The sequence below is a fragment of the Flavobacterium sp. HSC-32F16 genome (assembly GCF_024171645.1).
Classification (GTDB): Bacteria; Bacteroidota; Bacteroidia; order Flavobacteriales; family Flavobacteriaceae; genus Flavobacterium.
In genome coordinates this window covers 190148-209688 of sequence record NZ_JALKAC010000012.1, presented here as the reverse complement: position 1 = coordinate 209688, position 19541 = coordinate 190148, and the positions used below count along the sequence as shown (strand labels likewise).

The following is a 19541-nucleotide window of genomic DNA, read 5'->3' as shown; positions in this document are numbered from 1 at the left end:
TTTTAATCTGTGGCAGAATTTATTAAACATTCATTAACCATCTACACACGAAATTAGTCGTGGTTTTCTATTTGCTTATAAGCGTCGATTACCTTTTTCACTAATCTGTGACGTACGATATCTTTATCATCAAGATAAATAATTCCGATACCGTCTATATCTTTAAGAACCAAAATAGCTTCTTTAAGACCCGAAATAGTTCTGCGTGGTAAATCGACCTGACCAGGATCTCCTGTAATCATAAACTTGGCGTTTTTTCCCATACGCGTCAAAAACATCTTCATTTGTGAATGCGTTGTATTTTGCGCCTCATCCAGGATTACAAAGGCATTGTCAAGCGTACGTCCGCGCATAAATGCCAAAGGCGCAATCTGAATAATTCCTTTTAAAATGTAATCTTCGAGCTTTTCGTTGGGTAACATATCGCGTAAAGCATCATAAAGAGGCTGCATGTAAGGATCTAATTTTTCTTTCATATCGCCGGGTAAAAAACCAAGATTTTCTCCTGCTTCTACCGCCGGACGCGTTAATATAATCCTTTTTACTTCTTTATCTTTAAGCGCTTTAACAGCCATTGCAACACCTGTGTACGTTTTTCCCGTTCCGGCTGGCCCAATTGCAAATACCATGTCATTTTTTTTAATGGTATCTACCAGTAACTGCTGGTTGGGTGTCATGGCTTTAATAATCTTACCGCCAACTCCGTGAACTAATATTTTGTCATGATCATATGCTTTTTTTTCATCCTGACCATCACTCATAATTACACGTTCAATTACATTATCGTCAATGTTGTTGTATCTGGTAAAATGAAGCATAAGCCTCTGAAATCTCTTTTCGAATTCATCTAAAACTTCTTTTTCGCCAAAGGCTTTTAAAGTGGTCCCTCGCGCTACGATTTTAAGCTTCGGGTAGTACTTTTTAATTATTTCAAGATGAGAGTCCTGCGCGCCCCAAAAGTCTTTTGGAGCGATGTCTATTAGCTCGATAATTCTTTCGTTCAAATGAGATAAATTTAAATTAAAAATAAATTTGTTTTGAAAATCTATTGCTGTCGGGTATGTTCATATCTTTAAATGCAATTTGCCTTTTCTGCTTTCAATTTGCATTTAGTATTACTAGATTTGCATTTCTCAAATTTAATAAAAATTCGAGTTAAATACTACCAATAGTTATAAACAAAATGATGTCAATAATTACCCTTACTACTGATTACGGCTTAAAAGACCACTTTGTTGGTTCGCTGAAGGGTAAAATAATTTCTGAACTTTCAGATGCCAGAATTATTGACATTTCACATGATATTGACCCCTTTAATACTGCCGAAGCAAGTTACGTTATTGGTGCCTCCTATCTAAGCTTTCCAAAAGGAACTGTACACTTAATTGGAGTCGATATTGAACGCAATAAAGAGAACCAGCATATTGCCATGCAATGGAACGATCATTTTTTTATTTGTGCCGATAACGGAATTTTAAGCATGCTTACGCAGAAGATTGTACCACAAAAAATTGTCGAAATTAATATTCATGATCGTTTTCCAATTGAATTCAGTGATTTGGATATTTTTATTCAGGTTGCCTGCCATATTGCAAAAGGCGGTTTATTGAATGTTATTGGGAAAGAAATTCAAGCAGTAAAAGAAGTAACCGAATTACAGCCTGTAGTTGCTGCCGACGGAAACTCATTAAAAGGTTACGTTATTTATATTGATCATTTTGGAAACGTGGTCACGAATATTTCAAAACAGCAATTTTTAGAGGTGGCAAAAGGACGTCCTTATGAAATTGTAATGAAGCCAAAAAGTATCAAAACAATTCTGCCTAATTATTCTGATATCGCAACTTCAGATAAATATCCTATTAAAACGTATGAAGGCGAAAAACTGGCTATTTTTAACGAAGCCGGTTTCCTTGAAATTGCCATTTTTAGAAGTAACCCATCTAAAGTAGGTTCTGCTAATAGTTTATTGGGATTGAATTATCGTGATGTGATTACGATTAAGTTTTCGTAAAAAAATTCAGATTTTAGAATTCAGATTTTAGTTTAAATAGCCCGCAGATTTTGCTGTTTGAGCGGATTTACACTGATATTTATCTATTTAATGTTATTCTCACTAAGGAGTTTATTCCATTGCATTATAACATATCCCTCGTTTTCAACCACGGGAACACATTCTGAATACATTATTATACGCATTGTCCCCACGGTCGAACCGCGGGCTATGTTTGAAATACTTTACGATATCAGTATCCGAAAAAATGGTTTTATAATATTTTATTTTTTCTTAAAAAGAACAATCAATTTTGGTATTTTTGCGCACCTGTAAACGATTTTCAATCTAAAATCAGAAATCTAAAATTATAATATGTTCGTAAGAATAGTAAAAATGAGTTTTCACGAAGAAAAAATTCCAGATTTTCTGGAGAATTTTGAATCGGTAAAAGATAAAATACGAAATGCAGACGGAAATCGTTTTTTAGAATTATATCAGGATAAAAATGATAAATGTATTTTCTTTACCTATAGTTATTGGGAAACCGAAGAAGATTTAGAAAATTACAGACAATCTGAATTATTTAATACCGTTTGGGATTTTACAAAAAAATTATTCAATGCAAAACCAGAAGCGTGGAGTGTGGATAAATTGGTTTCTTTAGTTTAAAGTTTCAGGTTTCAAGTTAATTGAACAGCCTAAAATTTTACCGCAAAGAACGCAAAGATTATATTTATAAGGTTTTAATAAAACATAAAGTTCGCAAAGTAAAGCAACTTGAAACCTGAAACAATAAAAACAAAAAACACAAATGAAATCAATCATTTTACGAGAAATAAAATCTTTTTTTGGCTCTCCTATCGGCTATTTGGTCATTGCGGTTTTCTTAATCAGCAATGGATTATATTTATGGGTATTTGAGGGAGATTTCAATATATTGAATACAGGGTACGCCGATTTGACTCCGTTTTTCACTTTAGCTCCTTGGATTTTAATTTTCCTGATTCCGGCTGTAACCATGAGAAGTTTCTCTGACGAAAGAAAACAGGGAACTCTTGAACTGCTTTTAACCAAACCACTATCGATTTGGGAAATTGTAAACGGAAAATTTTTAGGTTCATTCTTCCTGATTATTTTGGCAATTATTCCAACTTTCATTTATGTGCAAGTAATTTCAAGTTTAGGCTTACCCGAAGGAAATATCGACATGGGAAGTACAATTGGTTCTTATTTTGGATTATTATTTTTAATTGCTTCATATTCTGCAATCGGCATCTTCACTTCTACTCTATCAGAAAATCAAATCGTTGCTTTTATAATTGCCGTATTTCTATGCTTTTTGTTTTATTTTGGTTTCGAAGGAATAGCGTCATTAATTCCAGAACAATCGAATATCATTTCGGCATTTGGAATGCAGGATCATTTTAAAAGCATGAGCCGAGGCGTTATTGATACCCGCGATGTAATTTACTTTTTAAGCATCAGCGTTTTGTTTTTATCTTTTACCGTTTATCAATTAAAATCTTTTAAAGCGTAATGAAGGCATCTAATAAATTAAATTTAAAAACATTAGGTATTACAATTTTCATTTTAATTGTTTTAAATGTTCTTGGAAGTTTATTTTTTCATCGTTTTGATTTGACCAAAGACAAACGATATACTTTATCTGAAACTTCTTTAAAAATAGTTAAACAGGTTAAAAACCCTTTATCGATCAAAATTTATATGCAGGGACAACTTCCCGCAGATTTTAGACGTTTACAACAGGAAACCAAACAATTATTAGAGGAATTTCAGGCTTATAACAATAATATTGTTTTTGAATTCGTGAATCCAATGGAAAACGAAGATGAAAGCATGGAATTAGTAAAATCACTTTACCAAAAAGGATTAACTCCTGTAAATATTACCGTTGACGATAAAGGAAAACAATCTCAGGAAATGGTTTTTCCTTGGGCAATTGCGGTTTATAACAACAAAGAAGTTAACATTCCTTTGTTAAAAAACATAATGGGTGCTTCGACTGCTCAAAAAGTGATTGGATCGATTCAGCATTTAGAATATTCAATTGCCGATGCGATTAATAAACTTACTAAAGACAGGCAAAAGAAAGTTGCAATTATAAAAGGAAATGGTGAATTGTCGGAAATTCATATTGGTAAATTATTACGACAAATTAAAGAGAGTTATTACATTGGACCTTTCACTTTAGATTCTGTTGCTAAAGATCCAAACGGAACTTTAAATGCCCTAAAAAAATATGATTTAGCTATTATCTCTAAGCCAACCGAAACTTTCTCAGATGAAGAAAAAGAAGTTCTCGATCAGTTTATTATGAATGGCGGTAAAACATTATGGCTGATCGATCAGGTCGCTGCCGATATGGATAGCCTGTATAATGCATCGGGGGCAACATTGGCTTATCCGAGAGATTTGAATTTAAATGATATGTTCTTTAAATACGGGTTTAGAATTAATCCTGATTTAGTTAAGGACGAAAACGGAAGTCCTATAAAACTGGCCACCGGAGAGCAAGGAAGTGCAACGCAATATCAGGAGTTCAGATGGAAGTTTGCTCCTGAAGTATATCCAACAAGCAAACATTCTATTGTAAAGAATTTAGGTGGAATCAAATTCGATTTTGCAAGCCCTATTGATACTTTGAAAAACGGAATCAAAAAAACAGTTTTACTGCAGTCTTCTCAATATTCAAAAATAATTGGAACGCCGTCAGAAATCAATCTGAATATGGTAACAGAAGAAACTTCTCCAAAAGATTATTTGAACAAAGGAAATTTAGTTCTCTCTGTTTTATTAGAAGGCAGTTTCCAGTCGGCTTTTGAGAATCGTATTTTGCCTTTTAAGGAAAATTCATTTCAGACGAAAGGAAAACCAACAAAAATGATTATCGTTGCTGATGGTGATATTGCCAGAAATCAATTGGATAAAAATGGGATGCCTGTTGAATTGGGCTATGACCAGAGAACAGGCAGATTATATGACAACAAAGATTTTATGATGAATTGTATCAATTATCTTCTTGATGATACTGGACTTATTAACATTAGAAGTAAAGATGTTGAACTGCCTTTATTGGATAAGGAAAAAGTTTACGAAAATTATACCATAACACAATTCATAACTATCGGGCTTCCAATCCTTATTTTATTGGTTTTCGGGTTAGTATTTACCTTTATAAGAAAAAGAAAATACAGTAAATAGATGTTAATAAAAAATTTGCGAAACTAAGAATGTTTACGATATATTTGTAAAACCTTACTTAGTAACAGAAAAACTAAGAGAAAGAGCAAAAAATAAAACAAAAGACGATGAAATTTATAGTATCGAGTTCGTACTTATTAAAACAATTACAAGTTCTGGGGAGTGTCATTAACAGTAATAATACGCTTCCTATTTTAGATAACTTTTTATTTGAACTAGACAATAATGAGTTGACTGTTTCGGCTTCAGATCTTGAAACCACAATGTCGGCTACATTATCAATCGATTCTACAAGTAAAGGAAGTGTTGCTGTACCAGCAAAACTTTTACTTGAAATTTTAAAAACATTTCCAGAACAGCCTTTAACTTTTACAGTTGAAGACAATAATACAGTTGAGATTAGTTCTAACTCAGGAAAATATGCACTAGCATATGCTGCCGGAGAAGAATTTCCTAAATCTGTAAATCTTGAAGATCCGTCTGTAACTTTAGTTCCTGCTGATGTTTTGGCAACAGCTGTAAGTAAAACTATTTTCGCTGCCGGAAACGATGATTTACGTCCGGTAATGTCTGGGGTTTTCTTCCAGTTTTCTCCAGAAGGTTTAACTTTTGTGGCTACAGATGCTCATAAATTAGTAAAATATGCTCGTGCGGATGTAAAAGCGTCTCAGGTAGCTGATTTTATTATGCCAAAGAAACCTTTAAATATCTTAAAAAGTATTTTAGGAAGCTCTGATGCTGAAGTAAAAATTGAATACAACGATTCAAATGCGACTTTCTCATTTGACAATTATATCTTAATGTGTCGTTTGATTGACGGAAAATACCCAAATTATGAAGCGGTAATTCCAAAAGAAAATCCAAATAAATTACTAATCGATCGTTCTTTATTTTTAAGTTCTGTTCGTCGTGTTGCGATTTTCTCAAACAAAACCACACACCAAATTCGTTTAAAAATTGCGGGAGCTGAATTAAATGTTTCTGCTGAAGATATCGATTACTCCAACAAAGCAGAAGAAAGATTAACTTGTGATTATCAAGGTGATGATTTACAAATTGGTTTTAACTCACGTTTCTTAATCGAAATGCTGACAAATCTTCAATCAGATGTGATTATGTTGGAGATGTCATTACCTAACAGAGCAGGGATTTTAACACCTGCTGATGGTTTAGAAGAAGGTGAAACAGTAACAATGTTGGTAATGCCCGTAATGTTAAATAGTTAACATCAAAACTTCTTTTTGTTACAGGGATTTTTTTTAATTTGGAATTAAAGACATATCATTGTAAAAAAAATATCGCTATTAACCAACCATTTTTTATACCTAGAAACCGCAATTCTTTAAAAGAGTTGCGGTTTTTTATTTTAATACGTTTTTTTGTTTCAGGTTTAAAATTTCATGTCCTTTAATTTTTTAACGCAAAGCACACTAAGTTTTATTTATGAGCAGGGTTTTAATAAAACCGCTAAGTTCGCAAAGCTATATCCACACAAAGCTTTGCGAACTTAGCGCATTGTAAATGCAAACTATCTCAAAAAATCTTAGCGTACTTTGCGTTTAAAAATCAGCACAAAGTTTAATCACATTTCAACCTGAAACAATTTACCAGTCTTTTAATCAATCTTCTTCTTAAACCCGAAATAATAGTTCAATCCAAAACCTAAAGTTCTGCTGTCGTATCTCGTTTCGGTACTTTCTACTTCACCTAAAGCTTTTCCCATGTTTACACCTGTATAATATAGATTTACAGCCAATGAATCATAATTTTTATCCGAAAGAATAATATCAACCCCAATTCCAATACCTAAAGATTGCTGCCATTCTGTAACAATATCCTTTTCTGTTTTTGATTGAGACGGATTGTTCTGATTGATTGTTGTGTAATTTTGCTGCGCTTCAATTCTTGATATATTATAAATAGGCAAGATTTGAAGAAGAGCATCTCCAGCGCCATACTCACCACATGAAAGACATATTTTAGGTGTAAACCCAAAATTTAAAGCTGATCCATTCACTTTCGCTGCACTTGTAGTATTTCCCAATGCGTCTAATTTGTTGTGGTCCTCCAGACTGCCGTAGTAATAACTTACTGCAACCTCAGGTTTTAAAAATTTATAAGCTTTAACCTCTAAACCCAATCCGCCTTGAATATAACCAGACTCTTTAAAATCTGTATGACGATAAAGCCCTAAATCAATAGAAGCCCTAACTTGAGCATTTAAATGCATTGAAAATAAAATCAGCAAAAAATAGAAAATGTTTTTCTTCATAACAAGCTTTATAATTATATAAATCAATAGATTAGTTTTTATCGACTTTTTGTAATAAAAATACTTGATTTTTATATACAAAAAGTTTTTTTTCAATTTTGAAATGAATATTTTTTGATATTCAAAAGCTTTGATTAAGGTGTAAAGAACATGAAGCCTAAAATTTCAAACCTGAAACATTTTTTTTAACTTTGTAATTATGAAAATAGAAATTTGGTCGGACATCATGTGTCCGTTTTGTTATATCGGAAAAAGACAGTTGGAAACGGCTTTAGAACAGTTTCCTAACAATGAATTTGAAATTGAGTGGAAAAGCTTTCAGCTTGATCCCACTATTACGGCACAACCAGAAAAAGACGTTTATACGTATTTAGCGGAGCGAAAAGGGATGTCTGTTGAACAATCAAAAGAAATGCATAAAGGTGTCGCAGAACGCGCTAAAAGCGTTGGTTTGGATTATAATTTTGATAAAGCAGTTATTTCAAATTCTTTAGAAGCTCATAGAATTATTCAATTGGCAAAAACAAAAAAATTAGGCGATGAAATAGAAGAAATCTTCTTTAAAGCTTATTTTACAGAAGGAAGGGATTTAAACGACGGACCAACTTTAATAGAATTGGCGGAAAAAGCCGGATTAGATAATAAGGATGTTTTAGAAGTATTAAACAGCGAAACTTTATATCTAAAAGAAGTGGAACACGATATTAACGAAGCTCAGGAAATTGGTGTTCAAGGAGTTCCTTTTTTCGTTTTTGATCGAAAATATGCCGTTTCAGGAGCTCAGCCAGTTGAAGCTTTTGTTCAGACCATAAAAGAAGGTTTAAAATAAGATTTTTAATTAAAGACAAAAACGGATGAGTAATTTACTCATCCGTTTTTGTTTTAACTTAATCACAAAGGAAACTTACTGCTCCTAATAAGGCGGCAATTTCATTATCAATAGAAACAGAAACCATTATTTCTAAATTTGATTCTTTTATTTTTTTATTGAATGAAGGCAGAAACAAGTCGCTTGCATTGGCTATTTTTCCTCCAATAATAATATGATCTGCGGAAAAATCCTTTATCCACGGAATAATAACTTCAGCTAAATCTTCTCCAAGTGTTTCAAAGGCTTTTATCGCTGATTGATTTTCGTTAATGGCTAAATTATAAAGTTCCAAACCATTATTGAGATCCATATTCTGTAAAGATTTATAATTAGATAAAAGACCCCGAGCTGAAACATAATCTTCTGCAATACCTTCTTTATAAAGGAGATTGTATATTTCACCATCTGCAGGGACAGAATTACCTGTGCTTATGGATACGCCTTTATCAATAAAACAAGCACCTAATCCGGTTCCTAAAGTAACGGCCATTACTTTTTTAGATAGGTTTTCCTGCTGTTTAAAAACTTCTCCTTTTCCAAAACAAACCGCATCATTTTCAAAAAGAACAGGAAAATCATGTGAAAAATTCAGACTTTCTAAAAGTAATTCTCTAACATTTAATCCGTAAAAATGTTCGTATTTCGATTGATCTTTAATCCAGCAGATTCCTTTTTCATAATCAAAAGGTCCTGGCATACAAACTGCTATTCCGATAATGTTTTCAGCTTTTGAATTTTCAATTGCAGTATTGATCACATTTTTCCAAATATCAATTACCTCATTTACGGGTAAATTAGAATTGAACGATTCTTTATATATCGAAGAATCAATAACTTTCATTTCAGTTTTATTGATAACTCCTGCTGTAATATGTGTTCCGCCTATATCTAGCCCAATGGCGTAAGATGTATTCATTTTTGCTTGTTTTGGTTTTACTACTAGATATTTTTATCTTTTAAAATTTGAGGATAATGAATACTCGTATGTACAATCATTTCTCCAAATAATGTATTGGCCCATGCAAACCATTTACGGGTAAATTTGTTTACATCATCTTTATGAAATGATTCGTGCATAAATCCTGTATCGGCATTTGTTTTAATTAAATTGCTGATGCAACCTTTAATTTCTTTTTCATCAACACTTGTAATGGCTCTTAAAACAATACTCATAGGCCAGATCGTATCGACTCCTGTGTGCGGACCTCCAATACCTTCTCCGGCTTTTCCTTTATAGAAAAATGGATTGTTTTCTGAAAGCACCACTTTACGGGTATTGAGATATAAAGGATCGTTTGGAGCAATAGCGCCTAAATAAGGCAATGATAATAATGACGGAACATTCGCATCATCCATCATATGGAAACTGCCATAACCGTTTACTTCAAAAGCTATAATTTTTCCGAATTTTGGGTGCTCTATTATTCCATGTTCGTTTAAACCTTTTTGAACCTGATCTCTAAGTTCTGCTGCTTTTGATACTAAATGAGTATCTTTTAAAGCTGGCAAAGAGAAAATTTCAATCAAATAACCTAATATTTCAATTGCAAACATATTACTCGGAATTAGATAACCAAACAAAGTAGAATCGTCACTTGGTCTAAAAGTAGAAACAATTAAGCCGCAAGGTTTTACGGGATAACCGTAACCGCCTAACGGAACTCCGTCTGTTGCCCAAGCCGTTTGACGCTGGAAACTATACGGTCCTCCTTTGCCGTCTAATCTTTGCTGTTCTTTGAAAGTCTGCAAAATCAAAAGCATAGCTTCTTTCCATTTTGCATCGAATAAACTAATGTCACCTGTTTCTTTCCAATATCCGTGAGCCAATCGAACAGGGTAACATAAACTGTCAATTTCCCATTTTCTTTCGTGAATTCCGGGCTGCATTTTAGTCAGGTCATGTTTCCATTCGCTTTCTTTGGTAAAATCTTTATAAAAAGCATTTGCATAAGGATCAAGTAAAATACATTTTGCCTGACGATTGATTACCCCTTTTACCAATTCCGCCAATTTAGGATCTTCTTTTACAAATGGAATATAAGGCCAAATCTGCGCTGTACTATCTCTCAGCCACATTGCATCAATATCTCCCGTAATTACATATGTATCTGGTTTTCCGTCAATAATTTCAAAATCAACAGTTGTATCCAAAGTATTAGGAAAACAGTTTTCAAATATCCAAGCCAATTCAGGATTTGCTATTTGCTTTTTTATTTTTACAATAGCGGCTTCGACTGCTTTACTTGTAAATTTTCTTTCGGCTAACGGCGGTCTTTTGGTTACAAAATCTTTTAAAGGAAACTGAAAAACATCTGAATTAAATCCAAAAACATCGGTTTGCATTGCTAATAATCCTGCGGAAAAGATTCCTGTATTTTTTATGAATTTTCTACGTGACTGCATATATTTTTATTTTGAAGTTGAATAAGAATAGGGATAATCTTCTTTTGTTATACCTTTTTTAAAATTTGGAGAATTTGTCATATCAAAATCTAATTCTCCCCCTTTTAACAAATCAAAATGATCAAGATAGTTTTTAGTGTAAACTGAATTATTCCATTTTAATTTATTTACATATTTGTTGATATCAGAATTATCAGGAGCATTAATGATAAGCTGTTTTCCATTTTCAAATTCTAAAGTTGTTTTCTTAAATAATGGTGCTCCCAGAATATATTGATCTGTTGCGGGGCAAACCGGATAAAATCCCATTGCTGAGAAAATATACCATGCAGAAGTCTGTCCATTATCTTCATCACCACAATATCCGTCTGGAGTTGGTTTGTATAAACGATTCATTACTTCTCTTGACCAATATTGTGTTTTCCAGGGTTCTCCTGCATAATTGTACAAATAAATCATGTGCTGAATAGGCTGATTTCCATGAGCATACTGTCCCATATTCATGATTTGCATTTCACGAATTTCATGAATAACTGAACCGTAATAACTATCATCAAAAATTGGGGGTGTAGTAAATACAGCATCTAATTTTGTCGTGAATTTTTTCTCACCGCCCATCAAATCAATTAAACCTTTTACATCGTGAAATACGCTCCAGCTGTAGTGCCAGCTGTTGCCTTCCGTAAAAGCATCTCCCCATTTAAAAGGATTGAAATTTGGCGGAAAACTTCCGTCTTTATTACGTCCGCTCATTAATCCTATAGAAGGATTAAAAAGATTTTTGTAATTCATCATTCGCTTTTCAAGCACATTAATTTCTTTTTTCGGACGATTTAATGCCTTCGCTAATTTCCAGATTGCAAAATCATCATAAGCATATTCCAGTGTTCTGGCTGCGTTTTCGTTTATCTTAACATCATAAGGAACATATCCTAAAGTATTATAATACTGCACTCCCTTACGTCCAACAGCATCCATTGGTCCTTCATTATTGGCTCCATGCTGTAAAGCTTCGTATAAAATATTGATATCGTAACCTCGCAATCCTTTGATATAAGCATCGGAAACTACAGAAGCAGAATTATTTCCAACCATTACATTTCTAAAGCCAGGACTTGACCATTCCGGTAAAAATCCGCCTTCTTTGTAATCATTTATTAAACCTTCCTGCATTTCTTTATTTATTGAAGGATATACCAGATTCAATAAAGGATATAAGGCACGGAATGTATCCCAAAATCCTGTTCCTGCATACATATATCCCGATAAAACTTTTCCGTTATATGGGCTGTAATGCACAATTTTTCCATCTTGATCTATTTCATATTGTTTTTGCGGAAAACAAACGGTGCGGTATAAACAAGAATAAAAAGTCTTTAATTTATCTTCATTATTATCTTCTACTTTTATTTTTCCTAAAACTTTATTCCATTCATTTTTAGATTGCTTTACAGTTTCTTCAAAAGAGGCAGTTCCTAACTCCTTTTTTAAGTTTAGTTCAGCTTGTTCAAAACTGATAAAAGAGGATGCAATTTTTATATTTACCTTTTCTCCTTTTTTAGTTTTAAAACCTACAACAGCACCAGCATGACTGGCGGTTAATTCTAATTTATCTTTCTCTAAAGTTTTATCATTAAATGTAGAATTAGCCGTAAATGGCTTATCAAAATGCAGTACAAAATAGTTTTTGAAATTATCCGGAACACCGCCGCTGTTACGGGTAGTGTAACCTATAATTTTATTTTCGGAGGGAATTATTTTGATGTATGAACCTTTGTCGAATGCATCGATTACAATTGATGATTGCTCGTTTTCTGGAAATGTAATTTGAAAGTGTGCTGCTCTTTCAGTTGTCGTAATTTCGGTTGTTACATCATAATCAGCAAGATAAACGCTGTAATAATACGGTTTAGAAACTTCTGCTTTATGACTGAACCAGCTTGCTCTTTCTTCTTCGGCGAAAGCCAATTTACCTGTAACCGGCATAATCGAAAACTGACCGTAATCATTCATCCAAGGCGATGGCTGATGCGTTTGCTTAAATCCCCTGATTTTCTCTGCGGTGTAGGTATATGCCCAGCCATCGCCCATTTTTCCCGTTTGCGGTGTCCAGAAATTCATTCCCCAAGGTCTGCAAATGGCAGGATACGTATTTCCGTTTGAAAGATTGTGCAGCGACTGCGTTCCCATTAACGGATTTACATATTCTACGGGTTCTTTAATTTGTGCATTTACAGAAATGCAATACTGTATTAATCCAAAAAAAAATAAACTTTTTATTTTCATAGTTTTTGCTTTTTTTGCTTTAGGCTATACGCTATAGGTTTTAAACTAAACTTTAATTTTATACCTACAAGGTTTTAAAAACCTTGCAGGAAACTGAATGGTCTTAGTTCTTAAATCTAAAATCTACACTCTTAAATCTAAAATCAATTAGGCCTGTTTTCCTTCTTTACTCCAAATGTCAAGGAAGGTTTGCTTCCCATATATAATTTTAATTCACCGCCTTCCACAATCATTTCATGTGTTATATAAGATTTTGTATATGGTTTTCCGTTATATTCTGCTTTTTGAATATACATATTTACAGCGCTGTTATTAACGGCGTTTACTGTAAATGAAACTCCTTTTTTATGATGAATAACAGCTGTATTTACTAACGGACTTCCTAAAACATAAATTCCGTTTGCGGGATTAACAGAATAAAATCCCATTGAAGATAAAATATACCAAGCCGACATTTGACCTAAATCTTCGTTACCGCACAATCCGTCTGGTTTTGTTGAGTAGAATTTTTCGTCGATTTCACGAATTAATTTTGCAGTTTTCCAAGGCTGCCCTGCGTAAGCATACAAATACGGAATATGATGATTGGGTTCGTTTCCTTGTGCATATTGTCCGATTAAACCGCTGATATCCGGCGAAACATCTTCACCTTCGACTTTATCTGTTATTAAAAACAGAGAATCGAGTTTAGCTATAAATTTATCTTCACTTCCAAATAAATCAATCAAACCATACGGATCCTGAGGAACTAACCAAGTGTACTGCCAGGCATTTCCTTCTACATAATCGTCCTTACGATGTGCAGATGAAAGCGGATTAAATGGCGTTCTCCATTTTCCATCTGTCAATTTGCCTCTCATGAAAGTGGTTTCTTTATCAAAATACAATTTGTATAAATTGGCTCTTTTCGTGAAATAATTATAATCGTCTGTTTTGTTTAAAGATTTCGCCATCAAAGCGATGCAGTAATCATCAATTGCATATTCTAAAGCGTTTCCAACAGATTCTAATAGTTTATCTGCAGGAATATATTCGAGTTTTTGAACATAGTCCATTCCCTCACGCGTCTGCATTGCCGTTTTTTTAATGGCTTCGTATGCTAAGTTGACATCATAATCACGATATCCTTTTAAATAAGCATCGACAATAACGGCTATAGAATGATTTCCGTTCATGGTATTGGTTTCATTGCCCATTAAATGCCAAACCGGTAATCTGCCTTGCTGTTGATAGATCGCTAAAAATGATTTTACTATATCATTAATTTTTTCTGGCTGCGTAATGGTATACAATGGATGCAGCCCGCGATAAGTATCCCAGAGTGAAAAAGTAGTGTAATTGGTAAAATTGGCTTTTTCGTAAACTTTTTTATCTGTTCCAAGATAATCTCCATTGGCATCATTAAAAATTGATGGCGCAAACATGGTATGATACAATGACGTATAAAAAACTTTCATTGTTTTTTCATCACCTTTTATCTGAATTTTATTGAGCTCTTTATTCCATTTTGAAGAGGCTTTTTCAACTATTCTATCAAAATCCCAATTTGGAATTTCTTCTTTAATATTGGCTTCGGCATTTTCAGAACTTACAGGTGAAATTCCAACTTTTACCAAAATTTGTTTGTTTTTTAAAGTTTTAAAGTCTAAAACGGCTTTCATCTTTAAACCTTCTCCCAGATTACCTTTTACTACTGCTGTACTGTCGTACAAAACAATATTTGAAATTGGTTCAGAGAATTCCATTGCAAAATAAATATGCTGATCTGCTGCCCATCCTGCAGAATAACGATAGCCTTCAATTTTGGTTTCGCTTATTTTTTTAACGAACGTTTTTACAGGTCTGTCCCATCCAATTCCGTCGGCTAGATCAATTAAAATGTGTGAATCGTTTATGTTCTCAAAAGTATATTTATGAAAACCAACTCTTTCGCTGGCTGTCAATTCTGCTTTAACTTTATATTTATCTAATAAAACACTGTAATATCCTGGTTTTACGACTTCGTTTTTATGAGAGAAATACGAACCGTAACCGTTTACCATATCTTCTTTTGTTCCTTTGGTCAAACCGACTTTTCCGCTGACAGGAAGCACCAAAATATCATTTAAATCTCCAATTCCGGTTCCGCTTAAATGCGTGTGTGTGAAGCCCAAAATAGTATTACTGGCATAATTATATCCGCTGCACCAATCCCAGCCTTCAAAAATATTTACAGGTCCCAGCTGTACGGCTCCAAAAGGAACATTTGCCCCCACAAATACGTGGCCATGCCCAGCCGAACCAATAAGCGGATCGACATATTGTGTATAATTTACATCTGCTTGTTTTCCTTTTTTTTGCTGTGATATTGCCGGATTGGCAAAAAACAAGTTTAAAGCTAAAAAACTGCTAAATACTATTCTCATATATTTTTATTTTTGATTGCGCATTGTTTAGCCCGCTGATGAAACGGATTAAACTGATTAACGCTGCTATTTTTTTAATTTCTGTCTTAGACGCACTGCGATGCGTCCCCTACAAAAAAACTTTGCAACTTAGAACCTTAGCTCCTTAGTATCTTTTTAAAACCTCAAATAAAGAAAAAACCTTAATCTCCGGCTTCGTTATTTTTCCTTCGAATGAAATTATTTTTTCTTCTCCGGCGTTTAAATCAAAATAATTATCACTCCATTTTCCTGTATATCCTTTGATAGAGATATAAACATATTTTGCCCTCTTTTGGGTTTTTAAAATGACTTTATTTCCTTTTATCTGCCAGCTTATTTTTGGGTCTTCTAATTGTAAATCTATGGGACGTGTAAAGTCAATTTCTGATTTTATATCATCTCTGTACGCTTCGCGAATGGCATACCATCCGGCTTTTGGCTGTCGGTTATCATAATCGGTTATGCTCCAGCTTCCTACTGGCCAGCAGTCATTTAACTGCCAAATCAAAGTTCCCATATTATATGGCGCTTTTGAACGATGAACGCCTACAATATTTTTAATCGAATAATGTTGCAAACACTGCGTTAGATAGGTATAATCCTCGACATTCATCTTTTTAATTTTAGTTGAATCAATAAAATATTTATTCAAATACGAATTCAGTTTTATAAACCCTTTGCCAGATTTTTGATGTGCTTTTATTACGTCAGAATATAAAAATCGGTCTTCTGGTAATGTAAATTTTTCTGTTGATGAATAATTCGGCATAGACAACATTCCGTATTCACTCACAAATCGTCCTGTTTTTTTCTGTACCGCTTCAATATCTTCTAGTCCCCACCAAACGCCCCAATAATGACTGTCTCCTTCGGTAATACTTTTGTGTTTTGACCAATGATGCAAAGGCGAAGAACTTAAATACGGACGTTTGTTATCGACTTCTTTAACCCATTTTGGAATACTGTCGTGAAACAAACGAACGTAATCGTGCCACAAACGGGTAGAATCTTGTTTGGATAATTTTAAATTTTTCATCCAGCCCCAGTTTTTAAAGGCTTCGTCAGATTCATTATTGCCGCACCACAAAACAATACTTGGATGATGGCGCAGTCGTTTTACCTGATACTGCACTTCTTCTTTTACATTATCAAAAAAAGCTTTGTCTCCCGGAATCATAGTACCTGCAAACATAAAATCCTGCCATACATTTATTTCGTATTTGTCACATAAATCGTAGAAATAATCGTCTTCATAAATACCACCGCCCCAAACACGAAGCATGTTCATGTTGGCCTCTTTGGCAGATAAAACAATCTTTTCGTATTCTTTTTTGGTTACACGGGAAAGAAAAGCATCAGACGGAATATAATTGGCTCCTTTCATGTAAACCGGCTTTCCATCAATTTTAAAATAAAAAGAGCTCCCAAGACTATCTTTATCTTGTATCAATTCTATTTTTCGATTTAGAACGTATGGTTTTTCAGGAGTTTTTTCATCATAAGCTTCTAATCTTGGCGTTTTCCAGATACCGCAAGTGGTGTATTTGGGTCCCCAATCCCAGCCAAAATGGTACTGCGCTTTGCGAACATAAGCACGCGGATTGTCTGGAATTTTAAAAGGTAAATCTTTTTTAGCCAGCGAATCCACAACATTTTGTGCCGATTCAAATACGATAACCAAATTATTATTGCCCGATTTCAATACTTTTTTAACATCAACACGCCATTGACGGAACATATTATCGGCTTTTAAAACCAATTGATTGTTCAAATAAACCGATGCATAAGTATCTAATCCATCAAAAACCAATTCTGTGTTTTTCTTTTTCAAAATGGTATTTATAACCTGAAAAGTCGTTTTGTATTCCCAGTTTTTACGCTCTATCCACAATAATTTCTTTTCATTATCTCTGTAAAAGGGATCAGGAATTAATTTATTGCGAAGCAAATCGGTATGGATTTCTCCCGGAACTGATGCTGGATACCACTTTTGTGTTTTTACTTCACGATACATCCAATTGTTCTTCAAATCAATATTTTGCGCGAGGGCAATTGAAGTAAAGTTTAAAACAAAAAAACAGATTAACCAATGAAGTTTATTTTTGTAATTCATTTAACTGAGTAATAATTTTAGATCTTTTAAAAATACTAAAAAGGTATCACAATTTAGTCATTTGGCAGTTTAGAGAAGGAACAGGACGTACTAAGTTTATTCCTTCTCACCAGAATCTATTTTTTCGCTATTAACTCAAAAAAACAACTAGAAATATTTTCTTAACTACTGCCTTATGTTTTATTTTGGTTTGATGTGAATCGTTTAATTTAAATCATTGATTCACTTTTAACTTCCTAATTTTGAATTTTAATTTAAAGTGAAACAAATTCATCTTTTTCAGCAGAAGAGTATTGCTGCGAAAAAAAGGTATCTGCATCAACAAAAACTAATCAATTAGAGCAGTTTTAGATCATCAGGAAAATGATTTAAAAATAAGTCGGGTAAGCTCGTACCCGACTTATTCTAACTAACCAACCAATTTTAAAAATTATTTATCCCACCAAATTCTGGTAGTCATTAAATCTAAACCTTGACGTTGAATTGCTTCTTTATAATTAGCCTCGTTTGTAATAAGTTCTGACTGATCATAAATTAATCTTCTAGGAATTGTTCCTTGTGTTTCTCCAGTTGCATCATTTACAGGAACTAATACAGGATAACCTGTTCTTCTGTATTCTGAAAAAGCCTCAAAACCGTTGAATAACAATACAATCCATTTCTGAGTAATAATCTGTTCGATTTTTTCTGCTTCTGTTCCAGCAGATTTAAATGGATATGTTGTAATGTAAGTGTTGTATTCTGCCGGAGTAACCGCAGGCACTTTATCTCCAAAAATGGTTAAAACATTCATCGCTGCTCTTACCCCATTTTCATAATAAGTCTGAGCAGATCCGCCAACACTCCATCCTTTTACTGAAGCTTCAGCCAATATAAACTGAACTTCTGCATACGACATAATTAAAGTTGGAGCATCTAAACGTAATACTGTTGACGTGTTTGGGTCTGAGAAAACTTTTCTATCTCCTCCCGGAAATTCTTTTGCATCATTTGCTAATCCTTGCTGATTTGCCGGATTATTATCTCCAGTTGCTTCCAATTTTGCATAGATTCTTAAACGAGGATCATTGGTATTTTTCAATAAATCGATAAAAGTTTTACTGAATTTAATATTCGATTCCCCTCCGTTTAAATCATTTCTAACCCATGCAGAAGTAATTGGATTGGTTTTAACACCTGCAGGACCGGCATCATGTTTTAAAACCAAACTGTCATCATTTGATGTAAAAACACCTTTTGAATAGGCTTTTTCTACAAATTCTTTTGCTTTCGCAGGATTAACTTTAGACAAACGCATTGCTACTCTTAACATTAATGAGTTGGCTAGTTTTTTCCATCTTGCAACGTCACTTTGGTAATACAAATCGGCATTGCCAACAAAAGGTTTAGCAGCATCTAATGCAGTTCCTGCTTCATCCAATTCTTTTAAAAGATCATTGTAAATGGCTTCCTGTGTATCATATTTTGGAGAAAATACGTTTCCGTTGTATCCTTTTCCGGCATCAAAATAAGGAACTTCTCCATACGTATCCGTCAATTTTTGGAACAAGAAAACCTTCATAATTCTGCAAGCCTGAATCATATTAGAATTCTCAGGCGTATTATCCAGTACAGATAATAATTGGAAAATTTGATTTAATCCTTTTCCATAAGTTTCACCAAAAAGTGCTGCAGAATATTCAGAAGAATAGGTGTATTTTGAACCTGCACCTCCGGGCGAAGAAAACTGCTGTACGATTTGTGCGGCATATATATTATTTCCTCTGGTGTTAGAAAAATCCTGTCCGTCTACATAAATTTCAGCAAGAGTAAACATTGATTTTACAGCCGGATCTGTTAAAGCATTTGGATTCTTATTCATTTCTTCGAATCCTTTATCACAAGAAGCTAATGTCATGGCACTAACAATTGCGACACAAAATATTTTTATATATCTATTTTTCATCTTTCTT

General features: G+C 33.7%; 14 protein-coding genes. 6 read left to right on the top strand and 8 right to left on the bottom strand.

What is annotated here, in order from left to right; all coding sequences use genetic code 11:
• Nucleotides 1–53: 53 nt before the first annotated feature.
• A complete protein-coding gene (locus L1276_RS24365; protein WP_089055972.1) occupies nucleotides 54–1004 on the bottom strand; it encodes a PhoH family protein in 951 nt (316 codons plus the stop codon).
• A gap of 182 nt (nucleotides 1005–1186) precedes the next feature.
• Here L1276_RS24365 and L1276_RS24360 point away from each other — a divergent pair, with 182 nt between their 5' ends.
• The 5 genes from L1276_RS24360 (at nucleotide 1187) to dnaN (ending at nucleotide 6444) form a co-directional block, all read left to right on the top strand.
• Nucleotides 1187–2014 carry an S-adenosyl-l-methionine hydroxide adenosyltransferase family protein gene (locus tag L1276_RS24360; RefSeq protein WP_253792440.1) on the top strand — a complete coding sequence of 276 codons (828 nt, stop codon included), beginning with the start codon at nucleotides 1187–1189 and terminating at the stop codon, nucleotides 2012–2014.
• Nucleotides 2015–2368: 354 nt separating this feature from the next.
• A complete protein-coding gene (locus L1276_RS24355) occupies nucleotides 2369–2665 on the top strand; it encodes a putative quinol monooxygenase (protein ID WP_253792419.1) in 297 nt (98 codons plus the stop codon).
• 142 nt (nucleotides 2666–2807) lie between these two features.
• A complete protein-coding gene (gldF, locus tag L1276_RS24350; RefSeq protein ID WP_253792417.1) occupies nucleotides 2808–3533 on the top strand; it encodes a gliding motility-associated ABC transporter permease subunit GldF in 726 nt (241 codons plus the stop codon).
• Nucleotides 3533–5218, top strand: coding sequence for a gliding motility-associated ABC transporter substrate-binding protein GldG (gene gldG, locus L1276_RS24345; protein WP_253792415.1), 1686 nt, complete (start codon nucleotides 3533–3535; stop codon nucleotides 5216–5218). The genes gldF and gldG overlap by 1 nt, the downstream gene beginning before the upstream one ends.
• Before the next feature lie 107 nt (nucleotides 5219–5325).
• On the top strand, nucleotides 5326–6444 hold the full coding sequence (gene dnaN / locus L1276_RS24340) for a DNA polymerase III subunit beta (RefSeq protein ID WP_012024781.1): 1119 nt from the start codon (nucleotides 5326–5328) through the stop codon (nucleotides 6442–6444).
• Nucleotides 6445–6833: 389 nt separating this feature from the next.
• Here dnaN and L1276_RS24335 read toward each other — a convergent pair whose 3' ends face one another.
• Nucleotides 6834–7490: a hypothetical protein gene (locus L1276_RS24335; RefSeq protein WP_253792413.1), complete on the bottom strand. Its 657-nt coding sequence runs from the start codon at nucleotides 7488–7490 to the stop codon at nucleotides 6834–6836.
• A 199-nt stretch (nucleotides 7491–7689) separates the two neighbouring features.
• Between L1276_RS24335 and L1276_RS24330 the strand changes: the two genes are divergently transcribed.
• On the top strand, nucleotides 7690–8319 hold the full coding sequence (locus L1276_RS24330; protein WP_253792411.1) for a DsbA family oxidoreductase: 630 nt from the start codon (nucleotides 7690–7692) through the stop codon (nucleotides 8317–8319).
• A 58-nt stretch (nucleotides 8320–8377) separates the two neighbouring features.
• Here L1276_RS24330 and L1276_RS24325 read toward each other — a convergent pair whose 3' ends face one another.
• From L1276_RS24325 to L1276_RS24300, 6 genes are all read right to left on the bottom strand, one after another.
• On the bottom strand, nucleotides 8378–9277 hold the full coding sequence (locus tag L1276_RS24325; protein ID WP_253792409.1) for an ROK family protein: 900 nt from the start codon (nucleotides 9275–9277) through the stop codon (nucleotides 8378–8380).
• A gap of 23 nt (nucleotides 9278–9300) precedes the next feature.
• Nucleotides 9301–10764, bottom strand: a complete 1464-nt coding sequence (locus tag L1276_RS24320; protein ID WP_253792407.1) for a glycoside hydrolase family 125 protein — start codon at nucleotides 10762–10764, stop codon at nucleotides 9301–9303.
• 6 nt (nucleotides 10765–10770) lie between these two features.
• A complete protein-coding gene (locus tag L1276_RS24315) occupies nucleotides 10771–13050 on the bottom strand; it encodes a GH92 family glycosyl hydrolase (RefSeq protein WP_253792406.1) in 2280 nt (759 codons plus the stop codon).
• A gap of 143 nt (nucleotides 13051–13193) precedes the next feature.
• The gene (locus L1276_RS24310) at nucleotides 13194–15455 is read right to left on the bottom strand and encodes a GH92 family glycosyl hydrolase (RefSeq protein WP_253792404.1); all 2262 of its coding nucleotides are present in this window, start codon (nucleotides 15453–15455) and stop codon (nucleotides 13194–13196) included.
• Between the two features lie 145 nt (nucleotides 15456–15600).
• On the bottom strand, nucleotides 15601–17589 hold the full coding sequence (locus L1276_RS24305) for a glycoside hydrolase family 2 protein (RefSeq protein ID WP_253792402.1): 1989 nt from the start codon (nucleotides 17587–17589) through the stop codon (nucleotides 15601–15603).
• A gap of 430 nt (nucleotides 17590–18019) precedes the next feature.
• Nucleotides 18020–19534, bottom strand: coding sequence for a SusD/RagB family nutrient-binding outer membrane lipoprotein (locus tag L1276_RS24300; RefSeq protein ID WP_253792401.1), 1515 nt, complete (start codon nucleotides 19532–19534; stop codon nucleotides 18020–18022).
• Nucleotides 19535–19541 lie beyond the last annotated feature (7 nt).

What these genes read in the sequence shown, in the direction of transcription:
- L1276_RS24335 (WP_253792413.1), bottom strand. Translation starts at nt 7,490, where the DNA reads ATGAAGAAAAACATTTTCTATTTTTTGCTGATTTTATTTTCAATGCAT.
- L1276_RS24360 (WP_253792440.1), top strand. Translation starts at nt 1,187, where the DNA reads ATGTCAATAATTACCCTTACTACTGATTACGGCTTAAAAGACCACTTT.
- L1276_RS24305 (WP_253792402.1), bottom strand. Translation starts at nt 17,589, where the DNA reads ATGAATTACAAAAATAAACTTCATTGGTTAATCTGTTTTTTTGTTTTA.
- dnaN (WP_012024781.1), top strand. Translation starts at nt 5,326, where the DNA reads ATGAAATTTATAGTATCGAGTTCGTACTTATTAAAACAATTACAAGTT.
- L1276_RS24315 (WP_253792406.1), bottom strand. Translation starts at nt 13,050, where the DNA reads ATGAAAATAAAAAGTTTATTTTTTTTTGGATTAATACAGTATTGCATT.
- L1276_RS24325 (WP_253792409.1), bottom strand. Translation starts at nt 9,277, where the DNA reads ATGAATACATCTTACGCCATTGGGCTAGATATAGGCGGAACACATATT.
- L1276_RS24355 (WP_253792419.1), top strand. Translation starts at nt 2,369, where the DNA reads ATGTTCGTAAGAATAGTAAAAATGAGTTTTCACGAAGAAAAAATTCCA.
- gldF (WP_253792417.1), top strand. Translation starts at nt 2,808, where the DNA reads ATGAAATCAATCATTTTACGAGAAATAAAATCTTTTTTTGGCTCTCCT.
- L1276_RS24310 (WP_253792404.1), bottom strand. Translation starts at nt 15,455, where the DNA reads ATGAGAATAGTATTTAGCAGTTTTTTAGCTTTAAACTTGTTTTTTGCC.
- gldG (WP_253792415.1), top strand. Translation starts at nt 3,533, where the DNA reads ATGAAGGCATCTAATAAATTAAATTTAAAAACATTAGGTATTACAATT.
- L1276_RS24320 (WP_253792407.1), bottom strand. Translation starts at nt 10,764, where the DNA reads ATGCAGTCACGTAGAAAATTCATAAAAAATACAGGAATCTTTTCCGCA.
- L1276_RS24300 (WP_253792401.1), bottom strand. Translation starts at nt 19,534, where the DNA reads ATGAAAAATAGATATATAAAAATATTTTGTGTCGCAATTGTTAGTGCC.
- L1276_RS24330 (WP_253792411.1), top strand. Translation starts at nt 7,690, where the DNA reads ATGAAAATAGAAATTTGGTCGGACATCATGTGTCCGTTTTGTTATATC.